The 15,431-nt window shown below is 60.7% G+C and carries 12 protein-coding genes and 3 pseudogenes; 9 read left to right on the top strand and 6 right to left on the bottom strand.

All coding sequences use genetic code 11. From position 1 onward, the window contains the following. Positions 1-3: 3 nt before the first annotated feature. From C4N04_RS32275 to C4N04_RS32270, 3 pseudogenes are all read right to left on the bottom strand, one after another. A pseudogene (locus C4N04_RS32275) lies at positions 4-154 on the bottom strand (3-oxoacyl-ACP reductase); the annotation flags it as partial. After that, a pseudogene (locus tag C4N04_RS25265) lies at positions 155-259 on the bottom strand (ATP-dependent DNA ligase); the annotation flags it as partial. A gap of 382 nt (positions 260-641) precedes the next feature. Further along, a pseudogene (locus C4N04_RS32270) lies at positions 642-905 on the bottom strand (DUF982 domain-containing protein); the annotation flags it as partial. A 632-nt stretch (positions 906-1,537) separates the two neighbouring features. Between C4N04_RS32270 and C4N04_RS25250 the strand changes: the two are divergent. Continuing rightward, on the top strand, positions 1,538-2,608 hold the full coding sequence (locus C4N04_RS25250) for an acyltransferase (protein WP_106797307.1): 1,071 nt from the start codon (positions 1,538-1,540) through the stop codon (positions 2,606-2,608). A 30-nt stretch (positions 2,609-2,638) separates the two neighbouring features. Here the strand turns inward: C4N04_RS25250 and C4N04_RS25245 are convergent, their stop codons facing one another. After that, positions 2,639-3,142, bottom strand: coding sequence for a nuclear transport factor 2 family protein (locus C4N04_RS25245; protein WP_106797306.1), 504 nt, complete (start codon positions 3,140-3,142; stop codon positions 2,639-2,641). Positions 3,143-3,312: 170 nt separating this feature from the next. Between C4N04_RS25245 and C4N04_RS25240 the strand changes: the two genes are divergently transcribed. The 7 genes from C4N04_RS25240 (at position 3,313) to C4N04_RS25210 (ending at position 11,891) form a co-directional block, all read left to right on the top strand. Then, positions 3,313-4,095 carry an AraC family transcriptional regulator gene (locus C4N04_RS25240; RefSeq protein WP_245345060.1) on the top strand — a complete coding sequence of 261 codons (783 nt, stop codon included), beginning with the start codon at positions 3,313-3,315 and terminating at the stop codon, positions 4,093-4,095. A gap of 90 nt (positions 4,096-4,185) precedes the next feature. Beyond that, complete coding sequence (locus C4N04_RS32265) at positions 4,186-4,761, top strand: alpha/beta hydrolase (RefSeq protein ID WP_245425660.1); 576 nt, start codon at positions 4,186-4,188, stop codon at positions 4,759-4,761. A gap of 405 nt (positions 4,762-5,166) precedes the next feature. Further along, complete coding sequence (locus tag C4N04_RS25230; RefSeq protein WP_106797305.1) at positions 5,167-5,697, top strand: nuclear transport factor 2 family protein; 531 nt, start codon at positions 5,167-5,169, stop codon at positions 5,695-5,697. Between the two features lie 227 nt (positions 5,698-5,924). Beyond that, positions 5,925-7,697 carry an adenylate/guanylate cyclase domain-containing protein gene (locus C4N04_RS25225; protein WP_106797304.1) on the top strand — a complete coding sequence of 591 codons (1,773 nt, stop codon included), beginning with the start codon at positions 5,925-5,927 and terminating at the stop codon, positions 7,695-7,697. Positions 7,698-7,859: 162 nt separating this feature from the next. Beyond that, on the top strand, positions 7,860-8,387 hold the full coding sequence (locus C4N04_RS25220; protein WP_106797339.1) for a cytochrome c: 528 nt from the start codon (positions 7,860-7,862) through the stop codon (positions 8,385-8,387). A 63-nt stretch (positions 8,388-8,450) separates the two neighbouring features. Next, entirely contained in the window at positions 8,451-9,806 is a 1,356-nt protein-coding gene (locus C4N04_RS25215) for a PQQ-dependent sugar dehydrogenase (RefSeq protein WP_199852501.1), read from the top strand. 309 nt (positions 9,807-10,115) lie between these two features. Beyond that, entirely contained in the window at positions 10,116-11,891 is a 1,776-nt protein-coding gene (locus C4N04_RS25210) for an adenylate/guanylate cyclase domain-containing protein (RefSeq protein ID WP_106797302.1), read from the top strand. A gap of 66 nt (positions 11,892-11,957) precedes the next feature. Here C4N04_RS25210 and C4N04_RS25205 read toward each other — a convergent pair whose 3' ends face one another. After that, positions 11,958-13,052 (bottom strand): PHB depolymerase family esterase, encoded by a 1,095-nt coding sequence (locus C4N04_RS25205; protein WP_245425659.1) that lies wholly within the window; start codon positions 13,050-13,052, stop codon positions 11,958-11,960. Between the two features lie 447 nt (positions 13,053-13,499). Next, entirely contained in the window at positions 13,500-14,378 is an 879-nt protein-coding gene (locus C4N04_RS25200) for an NAD(P)-binding domain-containing protein (RefSeq protein ID WP_106797301.1), read from the bottom strand. Between the two features lie 138 nt (positions 14,379-14,516). On the opposite strand from C4N04_RS25200, the gene C4N04_RS25195 reads away from it, so the two are divergent. Further along, positions 14,517-15,419, top strand: a complete 903-nt coding sequence (locus tag C4N04_RS25195; RefSeq protein ID WP_096763959.1) for a LysR substrate-binding domain-containing protein — start codon at positions 14,517-14,519, stop codon at positions 15,417-15,419. The last annotated feature ends 12 nt before the right edge of the window (positions 15,420-15,431 follow it).

Raw genomic sequence — 15,431 nt, 5'->3', positions numbered from 1 at the left:
GCAAGCGGTGGATCTGTTGATGATCGCGCCGGATCTGTCATGTCGGAGGTCACGAGCCGCCTGAACTGAGGACGTTCATCAGATAGACGTCCATGCCGGTATGCCATTGCTCGTCGGTAATTTCGATAATCTGGGCGCGCGGACCATGGCCGGCATAGCCGGCGATCATGAAGCTCTCGCTCTGGACGCATTTTATTTTCAGCCAGCGCCCGCGCGGCCACTGCGGGTAGGGGCGGTCGCGATGCTTGGCGATGATGCCGTAGCCCGAACTTTCCAATGCGCTACGTGAGGTAGACACGGATCTCATTGACCAACTGGGCTCAATACGCGGGAGATGTTGAAAACATTTACCCGCGTTTAAATCTAGTCGCTAGCGCTGGATTGGCCGCGGCAGGGCGCGAGGCGCAAGCGGAAATTATATCCCCCGCATCGTCACGGGAGCCCTATGGTTCGACGATCGTCTCCGCGGCGGGGGAGCCGGTGTCGGAGGCAAACGAGCTTTGGCGATCATAGCTCACGCTTTGCGAGCCCGCGACGTGATCTCGCAAGGGCAACGCTAGGCTGACAGCCGAGCGGCTGTTCGGCAGAGGACTTACCTCACGCTGCGAGGACATGCTCGGTCGCCGCACGGACGTTGGTGGCTGCTGGACGACCGCTAGAACTGTGATACCCGCCTCATTGGCCGCACGCAAAAGGGCCTCCCGGAATCGCTCCGGGGCAATTTTCCCGGTAATCGCGTCGACGCAGGCTTTTACGGCGGCGACATATTCCTCGCCATCGTCGGAAGGCCAGTCTTTGAGCAGGAGATGCGCTGCGTCGCCCAGCGTCCGAACGATCTTGCGCGTTGCCGGGCCGCGCAAAGCAAGCGCGACGGGCGTGAATGCCGATGACGTATTCCAGCCCATGTCTCCAACCCCTCAAGACACCGATACTGCAACCCCGTCTGCAATATACGCGCGTATTCTGAAATTTGGAATTGAAAAAAGTACAAGCCGCGCTGCCTGAACGCGAGCCGCGATCGCAGAAGAAGGCAGGCGGGATTAACGCGTCCACCGGCAACGACAAATTCGCCGCCAACTTCCTCAAAACGGCTCAACCCGGCTCAATGCGGCTGTGGTTTGATAGCGTGCTGCGACCGCATCCTTGCACGAGAAGAAGAGGGCAGCAGCCCGCCGAGATGACGCCGATCGGAAATTCGGACCCATATTGGTCGGCCCCCGACTGTCGGACGCAAGCGTCTCTGACGAAAGCCGCGCCTATCGGCTTAACGTCCGCCGCTTCCAACGCATAGCGCGCGTAACGGAAGTCACGGATCGCAAGCAGCGAATCCCCGGCCCAGTTGAGAACAATGAAATAAGCAGGGGTGCGCAGGACAGCGCCCTGCTCAAACACCAACGCGGTGGGGCGACCCTCAACCAGGCCGGGGGCGAGCCGCCACCGGTGGACCAGAGATTATCGCGCACTGTTGCACAACGGCTCGTGACAACATTCAAAGCCCACCTTAATGCTCTGCGGAATTGTCAAAGCGGGGAATCGCATGCCCGGGCGCGGGGTCACAAGGCCATTTTACCCAAACGTCAACATCATCAGGCTCATCGCAGCCTCCACCGTCATCTTCTCGCATGCCTTTCTCATCTCGGAAAAGACCGAGGCCAACGAGCCCTTTGTGCGGTTGCTCGGCGACGACAAGATCCTTGGCATATTCGGGGTCTATGCATTTTTCATCACGAGCGGTTTCCTCGTCACGCAGAGCGCGCAGTTCGGCAGCGTCGGCGGTTTTCTCTGGCGACGGGCGCTGAGGATCTATCCGGCGCTTGTCGTCTGCATCCTGCTCAGCGTGTATGTTCTGGGCCCGTTGTTCAGCCCGCTGGGCATCAGGCGTTACTTGCGCTGGTCGAATCCCCTGGAGACGACCGTGCTCTCGGTGCTCAATCCGAGCTATGGCATGAAACTGCCGAATGTGCAGTTCTATGATCCTGCAATCTCCTGGCTTGCCACCTTCACCAACGGCTCTCTTTGGTCGATCAGCCAGGAAATCTTCTGCTACCTGATCCTTGCGGCGTTGATGGCCATCGGTCTTCTGCGAGCGCCGTTCATGGCGTTTGCCCTTGCCGTGGGCGTGACCTGGCAGCTTTTCTTCGAGCATCCGTGGCCGGACACGCAGTTGATAACGGATTTCACTTTTATCGCGCCCTACTTCTTCTGCGGTTCGCTTCTCTGGTTCGTGATGGAAAAGTGGCAGCCGAACCTTGTCCTGGCGTCGATCTTCGCGGCGCTCGGCGTGCTCTGCCTCGTCTTCTTGCCCGCCTATTCTTACGGGCCGATGTTGTTTGCCTATCCGCTTGTCTACATCGCGATCTCGCCGAGCATACAGCTGCCGACTCTCGACCGATTGGGCGATGTTTCCTACGGGACCTATCTCTACGGCTGGCCAGTGGAGCAGGTGGTGAACCATGCCCTCGGTCAGTACAGCACGTGGTGGACAGTGTTCGGCCTTTCCCTGCCGATAACATTGTTGCTCGGCTGGCTTTCATGGCATCTGCTGGAAAAGCATGCGCTGCGGTTGAAGCGAATCTCATTCCTCCAACGGCAGCCTGTCAGTCCGTGAGCGATGGCCCCGAGCCATACTGTCTGATGCTCACTCAGTCTTCAGACGGTCGGGCAGCGGTTTGAGCCGATATGCTTGCCAGAAGAAGCTGTCCGCGGCGGCCTGATCGAAAGAAAAGTTGCGGGCTTCTTTGATCTTGCCGTTCTCGATCTTGAACGCAAGTACCCAGACCGTATCGACATTGGCAAGGCCGTCACGGTTCGACCAGCCGCGATGCATATCGATGACCCAGTTCTCGTCCGCTATCAGCGCGATCAGCTCTGCCCGGAAATTGCCATTCCCGAGCTGCTGAAAGAAGGCGGCCACTTCCTGCTTGCCGCGCTTGGTGCCGGCGAGCGGATGATGGCCGGGGATGTGCCATAAAATGTCGTCGGCAAAAAAGGATGCGACCTTGTCCATGTCGCCCGAGGCATAGGCGGCGTAATAGTTGGAAATCATCTTGCGGTTCTCTTCGGGGCTTGCCGCCCGGGCGATCCCGCCCATCAGGATGAAGGATGTTAAAACGGCGCCGCCGGCGATGGCTCTGAGTGACATTGATGCTCCCTTTCCCACATGGTTTCGCGGCGAGGGTGCCGGAATGCGGGCGCTTCGACATGCGCAATTCTTGCGCGTCTTTGGGCGATTGTTGCTTTTGCTTAAGGGGGCCATCGTCGATGAGCGCACATGCAGGTTGATTTTCCGCCGCGCCTCACCAGCTTCTTTCCATGAGCAATGCAGCGCGGCGCGACTGGGGAGTGACGGCAAGCAGGCACGATGTTCCTGCCGGCGGCGGCGCTTTCGCACTGTCGGATCTGACGATCGGCCTGTTTTTAGTCGCGCAGGACGAGCATCGCCTGGCCCTCGGCTCGGACCGCCGTCACCATATTCCGCTTTCCGCCGATGAGGGCTGGATCCTGCCCGGGGGCGCAGCCGGCATATGCGAATTCGAGGACGCCCATTCCTACCTGACGGTGTCCTTCGACAAGCATATGCTCGATGATGTCGGGCTGGATACGCGCACGGCGTTCAGACCGCACGTCGGAGGCCTGGAACCCCTTCTAGCGCAGCTCGTCCGGCTTGCCGCGGATCGCGGGGAGGATTCGTCTTCGCTCTATCGGCAGACGATGGATCTGGCCTTGGCCGCCCATTTGGCCCGATTGCTGGCGCCGCATGCCGAACTCTGCGCCAGCCTCGATGATCGCCGGCTGAGGAAGGTGATTGCCTATGTCCAGGAGCATCTGACCGACGATATCTCGCTTGACCAACTCGCCTCGGAGGCGGCCATGAGCCGGTATCACTTCGCGCGCGCGTTCAAGGCCGCGACGGGCAGATCGCCGATCCAGTATGTCATAGACGAGCGCCTCGACCGGGCACGGCTTCTGTTCAAGACCACGTCGGCAACGGTCGCCGAGGTCGCCTTCCGCGTCGGCTATGCCGATGTCTCGCGCTTCGGCCAGCATTTCCGCAAGCGGGTGGGCATCACGCCCGCACAGTTCCGGTCGCAATAGCAACATAGGCCGTAAGTCGAGCAATTTTCGCGCCTGCACCGCGCCGGCGATCCTGGCACTCTCGCCTTGTTCAACCAGCGGAGAGTTCAGATGAAACAGTTTGCACTTGCGGCAATCCTTGCCACTGTGGCGGCAACGACGGTGAGCGCAGCGGAAGTAGCCAGCCGAAAGGTCACATTTCCAAGCAATGGTGAAACAATCGTCGGCACACTCTACGTGCCATCGGACACGGCTGCCGATACGCGGCGGCCCGGTGTCATCGTCGCCGGCGCCTGGACCTCGATCAAGGAGCAGATGTCGGGCCTTTATGCCAAGGAAATGGCCGAGCGAGGCTTCGTGGCGCTGGCGTTCGACTATCGCGGCTGGGGTGAATCGAGCGGCACCATCCGTTTCAAGGAAGACCCGGCGATGAAGACTGCAGACATCATCGCCGCCGCCGATTTCTTGTCGACGCTGTCGGAGGTCGATCCGGACGCGATCAACGGCCTCGGCATATGCGCCTCGGCCGGCTATATGGCCGATGACCGTCAGCGGCAATCCGAAATTCAGGTCCCTATCGCTCGTCGCGCCATGGCTGCACAACAAAGCGATCGTCGAAGAGGTCTATGGCGGTGCCGAGGGCGTCGCCAAGCTGATCGCTGTTTCGCGCAGCGCCGAGCGCGCTGAAGAGAAGGGAAGCCCACGGGTCATCCTTGCGGCCAGCGCCACCGATGAATCCTCGCTCATGTACCGGATCCCCTATTACACCGAAGCCGATCGCGGTCTCGTTCCCCAATATGACAACAAGTTCAATCTCGGCTCCTGGGAGCCCTGGCTCACGTATGACTCTGTCGCCACCGGCTCGCGCGTCGACAAGCCGGTCCTGCTCGTCCATTCCGAGGCAGCGGCCGTGCCCGAGGGCGCGCATGCCTTCCTTGGCCTGCTGAAGGTCGATGCGACGACACGCTGGTTCGAAGGCGTCACCCAATTCGATTTCTATGACCGCCAGCCGCATGTCGACGCCGCGGCCGACGCGGTGGCCGAGCACATCGAAAGAGTTCTCGGCCGACAGTCGAATTGAGGAGCGGGCCCATGAAAATGATCGTTGCAAGTCTCGTTGCCGTCATGATGATGGTGGCACCCTCCATCGCGAAGGCAGAAAGCATGAAGCCTGAAGACCGCCTCGCCATCATCGATGCCATCACCGACATCGCCGCCGGCGCCGACCGCCATCAATGGCCGCGGGTGCGCGGCGCCTTCGCCGAGAAGGTGACGCTCGACTATACCAGCCTCTGGGGCGGCGAAGCTGTCACACAGTCAGCCGATGAAGTGGTCGCGCAGTGGTCGAACTTCCTGCCGGGCTTCGACAGGACGCTGCATCTCGTCACCAACCACGCGATTGTGGAGGCATCAGGCGACACGGCGACGGCCGAGGCCGATTTCCAGGCGACGCATAGTTTAGGCAAGGATCTCTGGGTTCTCTCCGGCCACTATCGCTACGGGCTGGTGAAATCAGCCGAGGGCTGGAAGGTCACACATATGACGATGACTGCCACTCACGAGACCGGTGATCGCGGCCTTGTCGGCAAAGCCGCCGAGCGCGCTGCGAAGAAGATGGACTAGGCGGAATCTCCGAGGCCCTCATGTGGTCTTTGCTTTTTCCATGGCCAGGTTTCAAAGCGATGGCCCATCCGGAACGGCCGCGTCGAACGGCCGGGAGCCTGACAGGGCAGTCATTGCGTAGGGCTACTTGGCCAACTCGATCTCACCCAAGATCGCTCTGAGCAGCGGCTCAAAGTTCTTTCTTGCCTTCTGTCTCCCTGCTATCGTGGAAGCGAGGAGACGGCGCCATGAGCGAGACCCGAAAGCTGGCTGCAATCCTGGCCGCTGATGTGGTCGGGTACAGCCGACTTGCCGGCGCCGACGAGGACCGCATCCTGGCGAGGTTGCGGGCACTGCGCAGCGATCTCATCGATCCGACGATCGCCGTGCACCATGGCCGGGTGGTGAAGCGCACCGGCGATGGTGCGCTGGTCGAGTTCCGCAGCGTAGTGGACGCCGTCCGCTGCGCCATTGAGGTGCAGAACGGCATGGTGGAGCGCAATGACGGCGTGCCGCAGGACCGTCGCATCGAGTTCCGGATCGGTATCCATTTGGGCGACGTCGTCGAGGAAAGCGACGGCGATCTGATGGGCGACGGCGTCAACATCGCCTCGCGATTGGAGGGCGTCGCCGCGGCGGGCGCGATCTGCCTGTCCGAGGATGCCTATCGCCAGGTCAAGGCGAGGCTCGACCTCTCGGTCAGCGATCTTGGCAACACGCAACTCAAGAACATCGCCGAGCCGATCCGGGTCTATTCGCTGCAAGTCGGCGGCGCCGGGACCAAGGCAGCCGCGACCTCGGAAACCGCGGCGAGCCGGCCGGCGACGGCAGCGTCGCCGAAGCTGTCGATCGCCGTCCTGCCCTTCGCCAACATGAGCGGTGACGCCGAACAGGACTACTTCGCCGACGGCATCTCGGAAGACATCATCACGGCGCTATCGAAGCTGTCGCAGCTCTTCGTCATCGCCCGCAATTCGTCGTTCACTTTCAAGGGCAAGAACGTCGAGGTGCAGGAGGTGGGCACGAAGCTCGGCGTGCGGCATGTCCTTGAGGGCAGCGTCCGCAAATCGGGAAACAGGGTACGCATCACCGCGCAGCTCATCGACGCGACCACCGGCGGGCACCTATGGGCGGAGAGGTTCGATCGCGAGCTCACCGACATATTCGCGGTTCAGGACGATGTCACGCAGCAGATCGTCGACGCGCTGGCGGTCAACCTGACAGAGGGCGATCGGAAAAAACTGGCGCCGGGACAGACCCGGCACCCCGAGGCGTATGACTGCTTCTTGCGCGGCCGGGAGCTGTGGCACCGGCTGACCAAGCAAACCAACAGCGACGCCCGCGAGCTTTTGCAACGTGCCGTCGAATTGGACCCGAACTTCGCCTCAGCGCACGCCTTCCTCGCCCTTACCCACGGGCTGGACTACCTGAACCGGTGGAGCGAGTCGCCGCAGCGCTCTATCGAGCAAGCCGAAGAGGCCGCGACGTTGGCGGTAGCGCGCGACGATAGCGATCCCCTTGCGCACTGGGCACTGAGCGTGGTCAAGCTTTACTCGCGACAGCACGATAGAGCCATCAGCGAGGCAAAGCGCGCGATAGTCCTCAATCCGAACTTCGCCGAAGGGCAGGTCAGCCTCGGCGAGGCACTCATCTATTCAGGCAGATCCGGGGAGGCACTCGCCTATTTCGATCGGGCGAGGGTCCTGAACCCGTACTTTCCGGATGTCGTTCTCCATTTTCAGGCCTTGGCCCTGTTTCAACTGCGAAGGTACGAAGAGGCCGTCGAGCCGTTGCTGCAGCGCGTGAGCCGCAACCCCGTCACCGATGTCTCGCGCGCGCTTCTGGCCGCCTGTTACGGACATCTCGGCCGTTTCGAAGAGGCTCGCGCGAGGTGGCAAGAGGTGCTGCGCGTCAATCCCGACTACTCCTTGGAATACCGTCGCAAAGTCTTGCCCTTCAAGAACCCCGCCGATTTCGAGCTCGTCATGGAGGGGCTGCGCAAGGGCGGGGTCGTACAATGAGGGGTCAATGTCCGATCCTGAACCTGTTGCCGCCATTCGCCCCGAGGATGAGCAATAACCAGTCGCAATCTTCGTTAATTCAATATGGCTAATATATGGAACATGTTCATCGTGATATTCAGTTCGATGGCCGTTGCGAGCTTCTGTGCCATGGAGGGGATGATGTTTCGATTGAGCGTTCAGTTGGCTTTTTTGGCCGCCTTTGCATTGGGGCTGCACGCGAGCGTGGCAGCTGCCGACGATACGCAGACGGCGCGCGGCGAATATCTCGTCACGATCGGCGGCTGCAACGATTGCCACACACCGGGATATTTTTTCGGAAACCCGGACAGCTCGCGATTTCTGGGTGGATCGGATGTCGGTTTTGAGATCCCGGGGCAGGGTGTTTTCGTCGGCCGCAACATTACGCCTGACAAGGAGACCGGGATCGGCAGCTGGACCAGGGAACAGATTGTGACGGCGCTTCAGACCGGGCAGCGGCCGGATGGCCGCCTCCTGGCGCCAATCATGCCGTGGCATGCATTCGCGCAGCTCACTGAAGAAGACGTGACATCAATTGCAGTCTTCCTTCAAAGCCTGAAACCGGTCAGCCATCAGGTCCCTGGACCTTTCAAGCCGGGAGAGAAGGTTTCAACCTTCATGTTCCGGATCTTGCCGCCGGGTGAAACCGCGGCTGCCGCGCCAAACTAGAACAGCGCCACCGCACGCGGACAAGTGGAGAAAGCACAATAGCAGCGACTGCTGCATTACTCGATGGTTGTCCGCCTCCAAATCGGCGTGCGCGGTTCTGGAGTCCGCGTCAGCCAGTTCGCCATCAACGCTGGAAAGGCTGGGAGATGGTCTACCGGCATCGCGTGGGTGTGGCTGAGCGCGAGGCCGGACCGCTGTAGGCACTCGACAGGTCCGGAAGCGCCGGAGATTGGGAGAGCAGATATGACCAGAAAAGCAGCTATGCTGTTGAGTGTTGCGCTTGTTTCAGCATCCGCCTGGGCGCAGCAAGAAGGCGTGCTCCACAAGGTCGAGACGAATGTTTTCAGGCCGAAGCATCAGCCATTCAGCGAGGATGTCGTCAATCGGCTCAAGGTTCCGGAAGGATTCGAGGTCAGCATCTTTGCCCGTGACCTCGACAATGCCCGCATGATGGCGGTCGCCGAAGACGGCACCGTCTACGTGACGCGCCCCGAGCAAAAGGATGTGATCGCCGTCAAGGAAGGCGATCCGAAGCCTCGCAAGATGGCCTCTGATCTTGACGGCATCCATGGCATTGCAATCCGGGACGGTCGTATCTTCCTTTCCACGGTCCATGCCGTTATGGCGGCCGAGCTGAACGAGGACGGGACGATCGGCAAAATGGAGAAGATCATCGACGACCTGCCCGACGGCGGCCAGCACGGGCGGCGGACGCTCGCCTTCGCGCCCGACGGAGCGCTGCACATCAACGTCGGCAGTTCCTGCGACGCGTGCTTCGAAAGCAGCGACGAAAAGGCTGCCAACCTTCGGCTCGACATAACAGACAAGAAACGCACGGTCTTTGCGAAGGGGCTGAGAAACATGCTCGGCTTCGATTGGCATCCGGAGACCGGGGTCATGTGGGGCGTCGACCACGGTGTCGACCACCTCGGCGACGAGCTGCCGGGCGAGGAACTGAACAAGATAGAGCAAGGCTCGCACTACGGCTGGCCGTTCTGCTACGGCGACAGACAGCCCGACTGGGCGAGTTTCACCATGCCCGAGGGTGCGCCCAAGGATGATTTCTGCAAAACCAAGACCGCCGCGCCAGCGCTGACTTTTGATGCGCATGCGTCGGTGATCAACATTCGCTTCTACGATGCGCAGCAGTTTCCGGAGGACTATCGCAACGATGCCTTCGTCACGCTACGCGGTTCAGCGAACCGGGCCGATCCGGCCGGATATAAGGTCGTGCGGGTCAACTTCGACAAAGGCGAGCCGACTGGCACGGAGGACTTCCTTACTGGCTTCCTGAGCGAGGACCGGAAGACTGAATTTGGCCGCATCGCCGGGCTGGCGATAACTCCCGACGGCTCACTGCTCGTCTCGGAGGATACAAACGGCGTGATCTACAGGGTGAGCTACAAGAAGGGCGGATAGCGTTCGCCCGTGTGGCGTCTCCAGCCGTCGCATCGCTTGGCGGAGCTGTTCGCATCCTGACAACGAGCAGGTTGAAGCCGGCGGTTAGGGGGGACCATCCGCTCTGTAGCCCTTTGCGCATCGCACACGCTGTTGCGACCGGGCGTTCCCGCTCGGCATCGGAAAGCCGAAGAGAGAAGCGGATCCCTCGGGTGCAGCATCAGCGCATTCGCTCTGGATTTTTCTTTCCTAGCCTGATTCGCCCGGCTCCGGAGCGCTTTCGCATTTGCTTATCAGGCGGTAGTGTATTTTCCTGGGGGAGGGGCAAGCGTGGAACGTCGTCTTACCACAATAATGGCTGCCGATTTGGTCGGCTATTCTCGTCTCATGGCGGCGGACGAGGAGGGCACCATTTCGCGGCTGCGCGACGCGCGAACCTCCGTGATTGACCCGGCAATTATGGAGGGCGGTGGCCGCATCGTCAAAACCATGGGCGACGGGCTCCTGGTCGATTTCCCATCGCCGGTGTTGGCGGTAAGAGCGGCTCTTCTCATGCAGCGCAATTTGATCTCGCGCGAGTCTCCTCAAAGGGAAGACCGACGTCTGCGTTTCCGCATCGGTATTCATCTGGGAGATGTGGTGATCGATGGCGACGACATCCTCGGCGACTGCGTCAACATCACTGCGCGTTTGGAAACCATCGCACCCGCCGGAGGCATCTGCATATCTCGTGCAATCTACGATCATGTGCAAAGCAAGATAGACGCTGGGATGACGTGGCTCGGGCCACAGTCCGTTAAGAACATCCCCGAACCAATTGACGTGTGGCAGGTCGAGCTGGATGGCACGGCGCCCAGCCCGGTTCGGCTCTCTGGACAGGTACGTGCTTCGATCGCGGTTCTCCCATTCCAGAATTTTTCTGTCACCCCCGATCAGGACTTCTTTGTCGACGGTCTGGTCGAAGACGTCATTACGGAACTAAGTCGCTTTCGATGGTTGTTCGTGATCGCTCGCAACTCGACTTTCGCCTACAAGGGAACAGCCAAGGACGTACGCAAGATCGCCCGGGAACTTGGTGTGCGCTATGTCGTGGAAGGATCGGTTCGGCGGTCCGGTGAAAGGCTGAGGATCACTGTACAGCTAATCGACGCGCTGTCCGGAGCACACATCTGGGCCGAGCGCTGGGATCGTCCGATCGCCGATTTTTTTGATGTGCAGGACGAGATAACGCGCCGGATTATCGCGGGCATCGAACCAGAGCTGGGAGCGCACGAACGGAGCCTCGCCCTCGCCAAATCGACGGACAACCTTACTGCTTGGGAACTTTGTCACCGCGGCTTCGCTGAATTGCTTTCCTTCGAAGCAGGCTCGCAAGCCACTGCCGAGAAGTTCCTTCGACAAGCGCTCGAACACGATCCGAATTTCGCACTTCCCTACGCCTATTTAGCTCGTCACCGATACGCACTCGTCCTTTGGGGGCGCGCCGCAGATGTGCCGGTCGCCATCGAGCAAGGACTATCCTTCGCCACGAAGGCCCTGGAAATCGACAGGCGGAGCGATATCGCATACGCGGTGATGTCCCTCCTTCTTACGGTGGGTGGGCGAGCGGCCGAGGCCATGCCTGTCGCCGAACAGGGCCTTGCATTGAATCAAAACTACGCGTTTCTTCACTTCGCACATGGAATGGCAGCCGTGCGGCTCAGGGACGCCGATACAACGATTAGAGCCGCACAAAATGCGATCGATCTCAGCCCTCACGATCCGTCTATGTTTGCGTTCAAGACACTGCTCGGTATTGGCTTGATGCTGAGAGGCGAGCCCGATGACCTGTCAACGGCCCGGATGCATCTACGGGAAGGCGCGTCCTTCGAACGCACAACCTATTATCCATTCATTGGGTCAGCGTTGCTCGCCCTCAGGGCGGGCAATACCGATGAGGTGAGGATGTGGATCTCTGATGCTTTGAAGAAGTTTCCAAACCTGAACGCGGAATACGTCCGAGAGGGGGCCTACCCATTCTATGAAGTTAGTCCTTATTGCGACTACCTCGACAGGTTGATCGAGCACGGGCTCCCACCGGGAGAGAAGCGTCTGATCGAAGAATAGTATACCCCTGTCGAAGTTTCCCGCCTTGTGATCAAGGTGATCATTTCCCTTGCCGCGATTGTCTGGCTATCGCATCAGCCCCGCCGCTCGAAGCGCGTCGTTTATGACCTTGGCGATCTTGCCGTCGGGGGCGGCGCTGGCGGCATTCGCGCGCGACCTGGCGTAGCGCGATGCTCTTCCTGTCGTCGATGGAGCGGCGTCGGGCTCTTCCCGACGGACGAAATTTCCGGCTGCTTCAGCCTCCTCGACGTCTGCTTCCGTCGCCAGCTTCCATGCATGGGCTGTACGAACGGTCGAGGAAATCCCTGCCTCGAGCATATGCGGGCCGGCTCTGCCGATGGCGCGATCGCCGCTCGTCGCCAGGGGAACGCCGTGGCCCATGCCCTTGACGAGATAGATCTCGACGGCCTCCCTGCCTTTCGCGTCGAGCCAGACTCTGCGGCTATGGCCGTGTAAAAACTCGTTCCGCGTCGGCTCGACGGCAAGGGAATGCACGCCGCTCCATTGCTGGGCGATCTGATCGGCATTCCTGGCTCGGACCGTCTGGTCATGCGTGCCGTGCCAGATCGAAATCTTGGGCCAGGGCCCGCGGTGGTTCGATGCGCGCTTGAGGGCCGATTGCAGCCTGGAGACAGTCGGCGGGTTGCGGCCTTGCATGCGCTCGAAAGCCTCTGCCACGGTGCCTGCCACGCCATAGGGCAGCCCGCCGATGATGGCGCCGCCTGCAAATATCTCAGGGTAGGTCGACAGCATGACGTTCGCCATCGCACCGCCTGCCGACAGGCCGGTGATAAAGATACGCTTGGGATCGATGCCCTGCGACTGGACGAGATGGCCGATCATCTGCCGGATGGACGATGCCTCGCCCGCATCCCGGCTGATGTCGCCGGGCTCGAACCAGTTGAAGCAGAGATTGGCATTGTTCGACCGCTGTTGCTCGGGATAAAGCACCGCAAATCCGCGCCGCTCGGCGAGCTCGGACCAGCCGGAACCGGCGGCATAGCCCTCTGCCGTCTGTGTGCAGCCATGCAGCGCCACGACAAGCGGGGTGCCGGGAGCCATGATCGAAGGCAGATACAGCCACGCCTTCAATGACCCCGGATTGGAGCCAAACCTCCCGATTTCGACCAAGCTGTGATTTTGTGGGGGCTTGTCGAGCACTGTCGTCTCCTATGGCCGCCAATCGGCCTGAGCTTTCGATGTGGGGACGATTGCTGCGCCGCACAATGGGATTCCCAGGTTAATTCGTCCGCGCAGATTTATCCGAGGCCTTTGAGGCGCTGAAAATTCCATAGGAGCGCAGTGCAGCCGACAAATCAGGGGCAGGAATGCCCACCTGTCCCGCGGGTCGTTGCAGCGAGTGCATAGCTGCAGTGCAACATAGACGCTGGCGGACGGCGCTGGTGCGAGTATGATTATTTTTATCGAAGCGATGCTCCTCCTCCCGCAACGCTTCGTCATTCAGACGGCCACTCCTCCTCCCGAAGGGACGTCTGTTGGAACAGCGGCACTCCTCCTCCCAGTCGCTGTTCGGTTCTTTTAGGAAAGCCTGCCGCACCTCCTCCCGCGGCAGGCTTTTCTATTTGGGGGACATGGTCCGTGAGCCCTTCAGCTCACAGCGCTGTTCCTGCTCCGGATCAGCTCTAACACGCCTGAAATATCCTCGTTGCCATGTCCAGCACCGTCCCGTTTGCGGAACAGGTCCAGCATCGGGTCGAGCAGATCGGTGGCGACACCCTGCTCGCGGGTGGCAGTGAGGATGTTTTCGAGCGCTGCGGTTTGCATCGCCAGATTCGACGCGACATTGACGCCGTGACGGCCGGTATCGATCTTCTCCGCATAGCCGGGAAGCTCACCCATCATTGCGGTCATCCAGGGGCCGAGCAGCTTCAGAAATGCGCTCGCGCCGATGCCTTCGGAACCGACAAGGGCGGTGGCGTGAAAGAAGCCGGCAAAAAGCCCATACATGCCGCTGAGAAGGGCGAGATCGTGGAGCGACGCCAGTCCGGCATCCGCACCGAGATAGGTGGCGGCGCCAAGCGCCTCAAGCGTGCCGACATGCGCCTCGAAAGTCGCATTCGAACCGCTGTAGAGGATAAGTGCATGTTCGCCTCCGATCATTGGAGGCGTCGCCATGATGCCGCCGTCGAGATAGGCGGTGCCGAGGCTTTCGAGCCGCTCGGCGGTGGCGCGTGCCTGAGCCGGCGTGCCATTGGTGAGATTGACCACCGCACGCCCGGCAAGCACCGAGGCCGCACTGTCGAGCACAGAGTTCGACGCGGTGTAGTCCAATAGGCAAATCACGGCGACGTCGCTCGAGGCGATGGCGTCTGCCGCGCTGCTGATTTCGCGTGCTCCTTTGGCGACCAGAAAGCCAGCCTTGCCGGCCGTGCGATTCCAGAGGGTGACCGAGTGCCCTTGCTGCAGAAATCGGGCGGCCAGCGCCTGCCCCATCGCTCCCAAGCCGAGAACCGAGATATTGGCCATGTATGAGTCATCCTTCCACGTTCCGGTTGCAATACCGCCCCTGTGGGCGATTTGGCGAAAGATGCAATATTGGACGATCACGGAGTAGTAGGCTATTTGTAGACCCATCGTCTGCAAATCGGAACGACGGATAGGTGAATGTTTAATCTCAACGACCTTCTCGTTTTCGTACAGGTCGTGGATCACGGCGGTTTCGCTGCAGCCGGTCGCGCGCTGCGCCTTCCCAAGTCCACGCTCAGCAAGCGGCTTTCCGAGCTGGAGCGGAAGATCGGCGTCCGCCTGATCCAGCGGACCTCGCGCAGCTTCGCCGTGACCGAGATTGGCCGGGATTTGTATCGTCATGCCGCCGCCATGCTGATCGAGGCGGAGGCAGCCGAGCATGTCATTAAGGGCCGTCTTGCGGAACCAAGCGGAACTGTTCGGATCACCGCATCGCTGCCAATTGCCCAATTTCGTTTGGCGGCGCTGCTTCCGCGTCTGGCAGCGAGCTATCCGAAAATGCGCATTACGCTCGACGTTTCCGACAGGTTCGTTGATATCGTGCAGGAAGGTTTCGACATCGCGATCCGCAACCATTTCTCCCCGCTGCCCGACAACGACCTCGTGCAACGCCGGATCGATGACGACCCCACCTGGCTCGTCGCCTCGCCGGATTATATCAGGGAGAAAGGCGTGTGTTCGCGCCCCGAGGAAGCGAGTGAGCTCGATGGGCTGATGGCATCGCCCTCGGAATCGGTTTGGACGCTTCGCAATGGCGATGGCACCGTCGCCAAGATCACACCGATGCCGCGCTACGTGGCCAATGAGACGATCTCGCTCCTGGAAGCAGCCAAGGCCGGACTCGGCGTGACCTGCCTTCCGAGCAGCTTCTGTGCACAACTCATTGCATCTGGCGCACTTGTTCGCATTTTACCCGAGTGGACGGGAGGCGGCGTGACGACAACCCTGCTGATGCCGCATCGGCGCGGGCAGCTCCCCTCGGTTCGAATGGTGGCGGACTATTTGATCGCAGAACTCTCCCGGCCACGCCAAGACGCCTGATCGTGGAGCGGA

It is taken from the genome of Rhizobium sp. H4, from assembly GCF_003013335.1.
GTDB lineage: Bacteria > Pseudomonadota > Alphaproteobacteria > Rhizobiales > Rhizobiaceae > Rhizobium > Rhizobium sophoriradicis.
Note: the sequence above shows the minus strand (reverse complement) of the source record. Positions and strands in the feature narration are given on the sequence as shown.

What these genes read in the sequence shown, in the direction of transcription:
- C4N04_RS25195 (WP_096763959.1), top strand. Translation starts at nt 14,517, where the DNA reads ATGTTTAATCTCAACGACCTTCTCGTTTTCGTACAGGTCGTGGATCAC.
- C4N04_RS25220 (WP_106797339.1), top strand. Translation starts at nt 7,860, where the DNA reads ATGTTTCGATTGAGCGTTCAGTTGGCTTTTTTGGCCGCCTTTGCATTG.
- C4N04_RS25200 (WP_106797301.1), bottom strand. Translation starts at nt 14,378, where the DNA reads ATGGCCAATATCTCGGTTCTCGGCTTGGGAGCGATGGGGCAGGCGCTG.
- C4N04_RS25245 (WP_106797306.1), bottom strand. Translation starts at nt 3,142, where the DNA reads ATGTCACTCAGAGCCATCGCCGGCGGCGCCGTTTTAACATCCTTCATC.
- C4N04_RS25230 (WP_106797305.1), top strand. Translation starts at nt 5,167, where the DNA reads ATGAAAATGATCGTTGCAAGTCTCGTTGCCGTCATGATGATGGTGGCA.
- C4N04_RS25225 (WP_106797304.1), top strand. Translation starts at nt 5,925, where the DNA reads ATGAGCGAGACCCGAAAGCTGGCTGCAATCCTGGCCGCTGATGTGGTC.
- C4N04_RS25250 (WP_106797307.1), top strand. Translation starts at nt 1,538, where the DNA reads ATGCCCGGGCGCGGGGTCACAAGGCCATTTTACCCAAACGTCAACATC.
- C4N04_RS25215 (WP_199852501.1), top strand. Translation starts at nt 8,451, where the DNA reads ATGGTTGTCCGCCTCCAAATCGGCGTGCGCGGTTCTGGAGTCCGCGTC.
- C4N04_RS32265 (WP_245425660.1), top strand. Translation starts at nt 4,186, where the DNA reads ATGAAACAGTTTGCACTTGCGGCAATCCTTGCCACTGTGGCGGCAACG.
- C4N04_RS25240 (WP_245345060.1), top strand. Translation starts at nt 3,313, where the DNA reads ATGAGCAATGCAGCGCGGCGCGACTGGGGAGTGACGGCAAGCAGGCAC.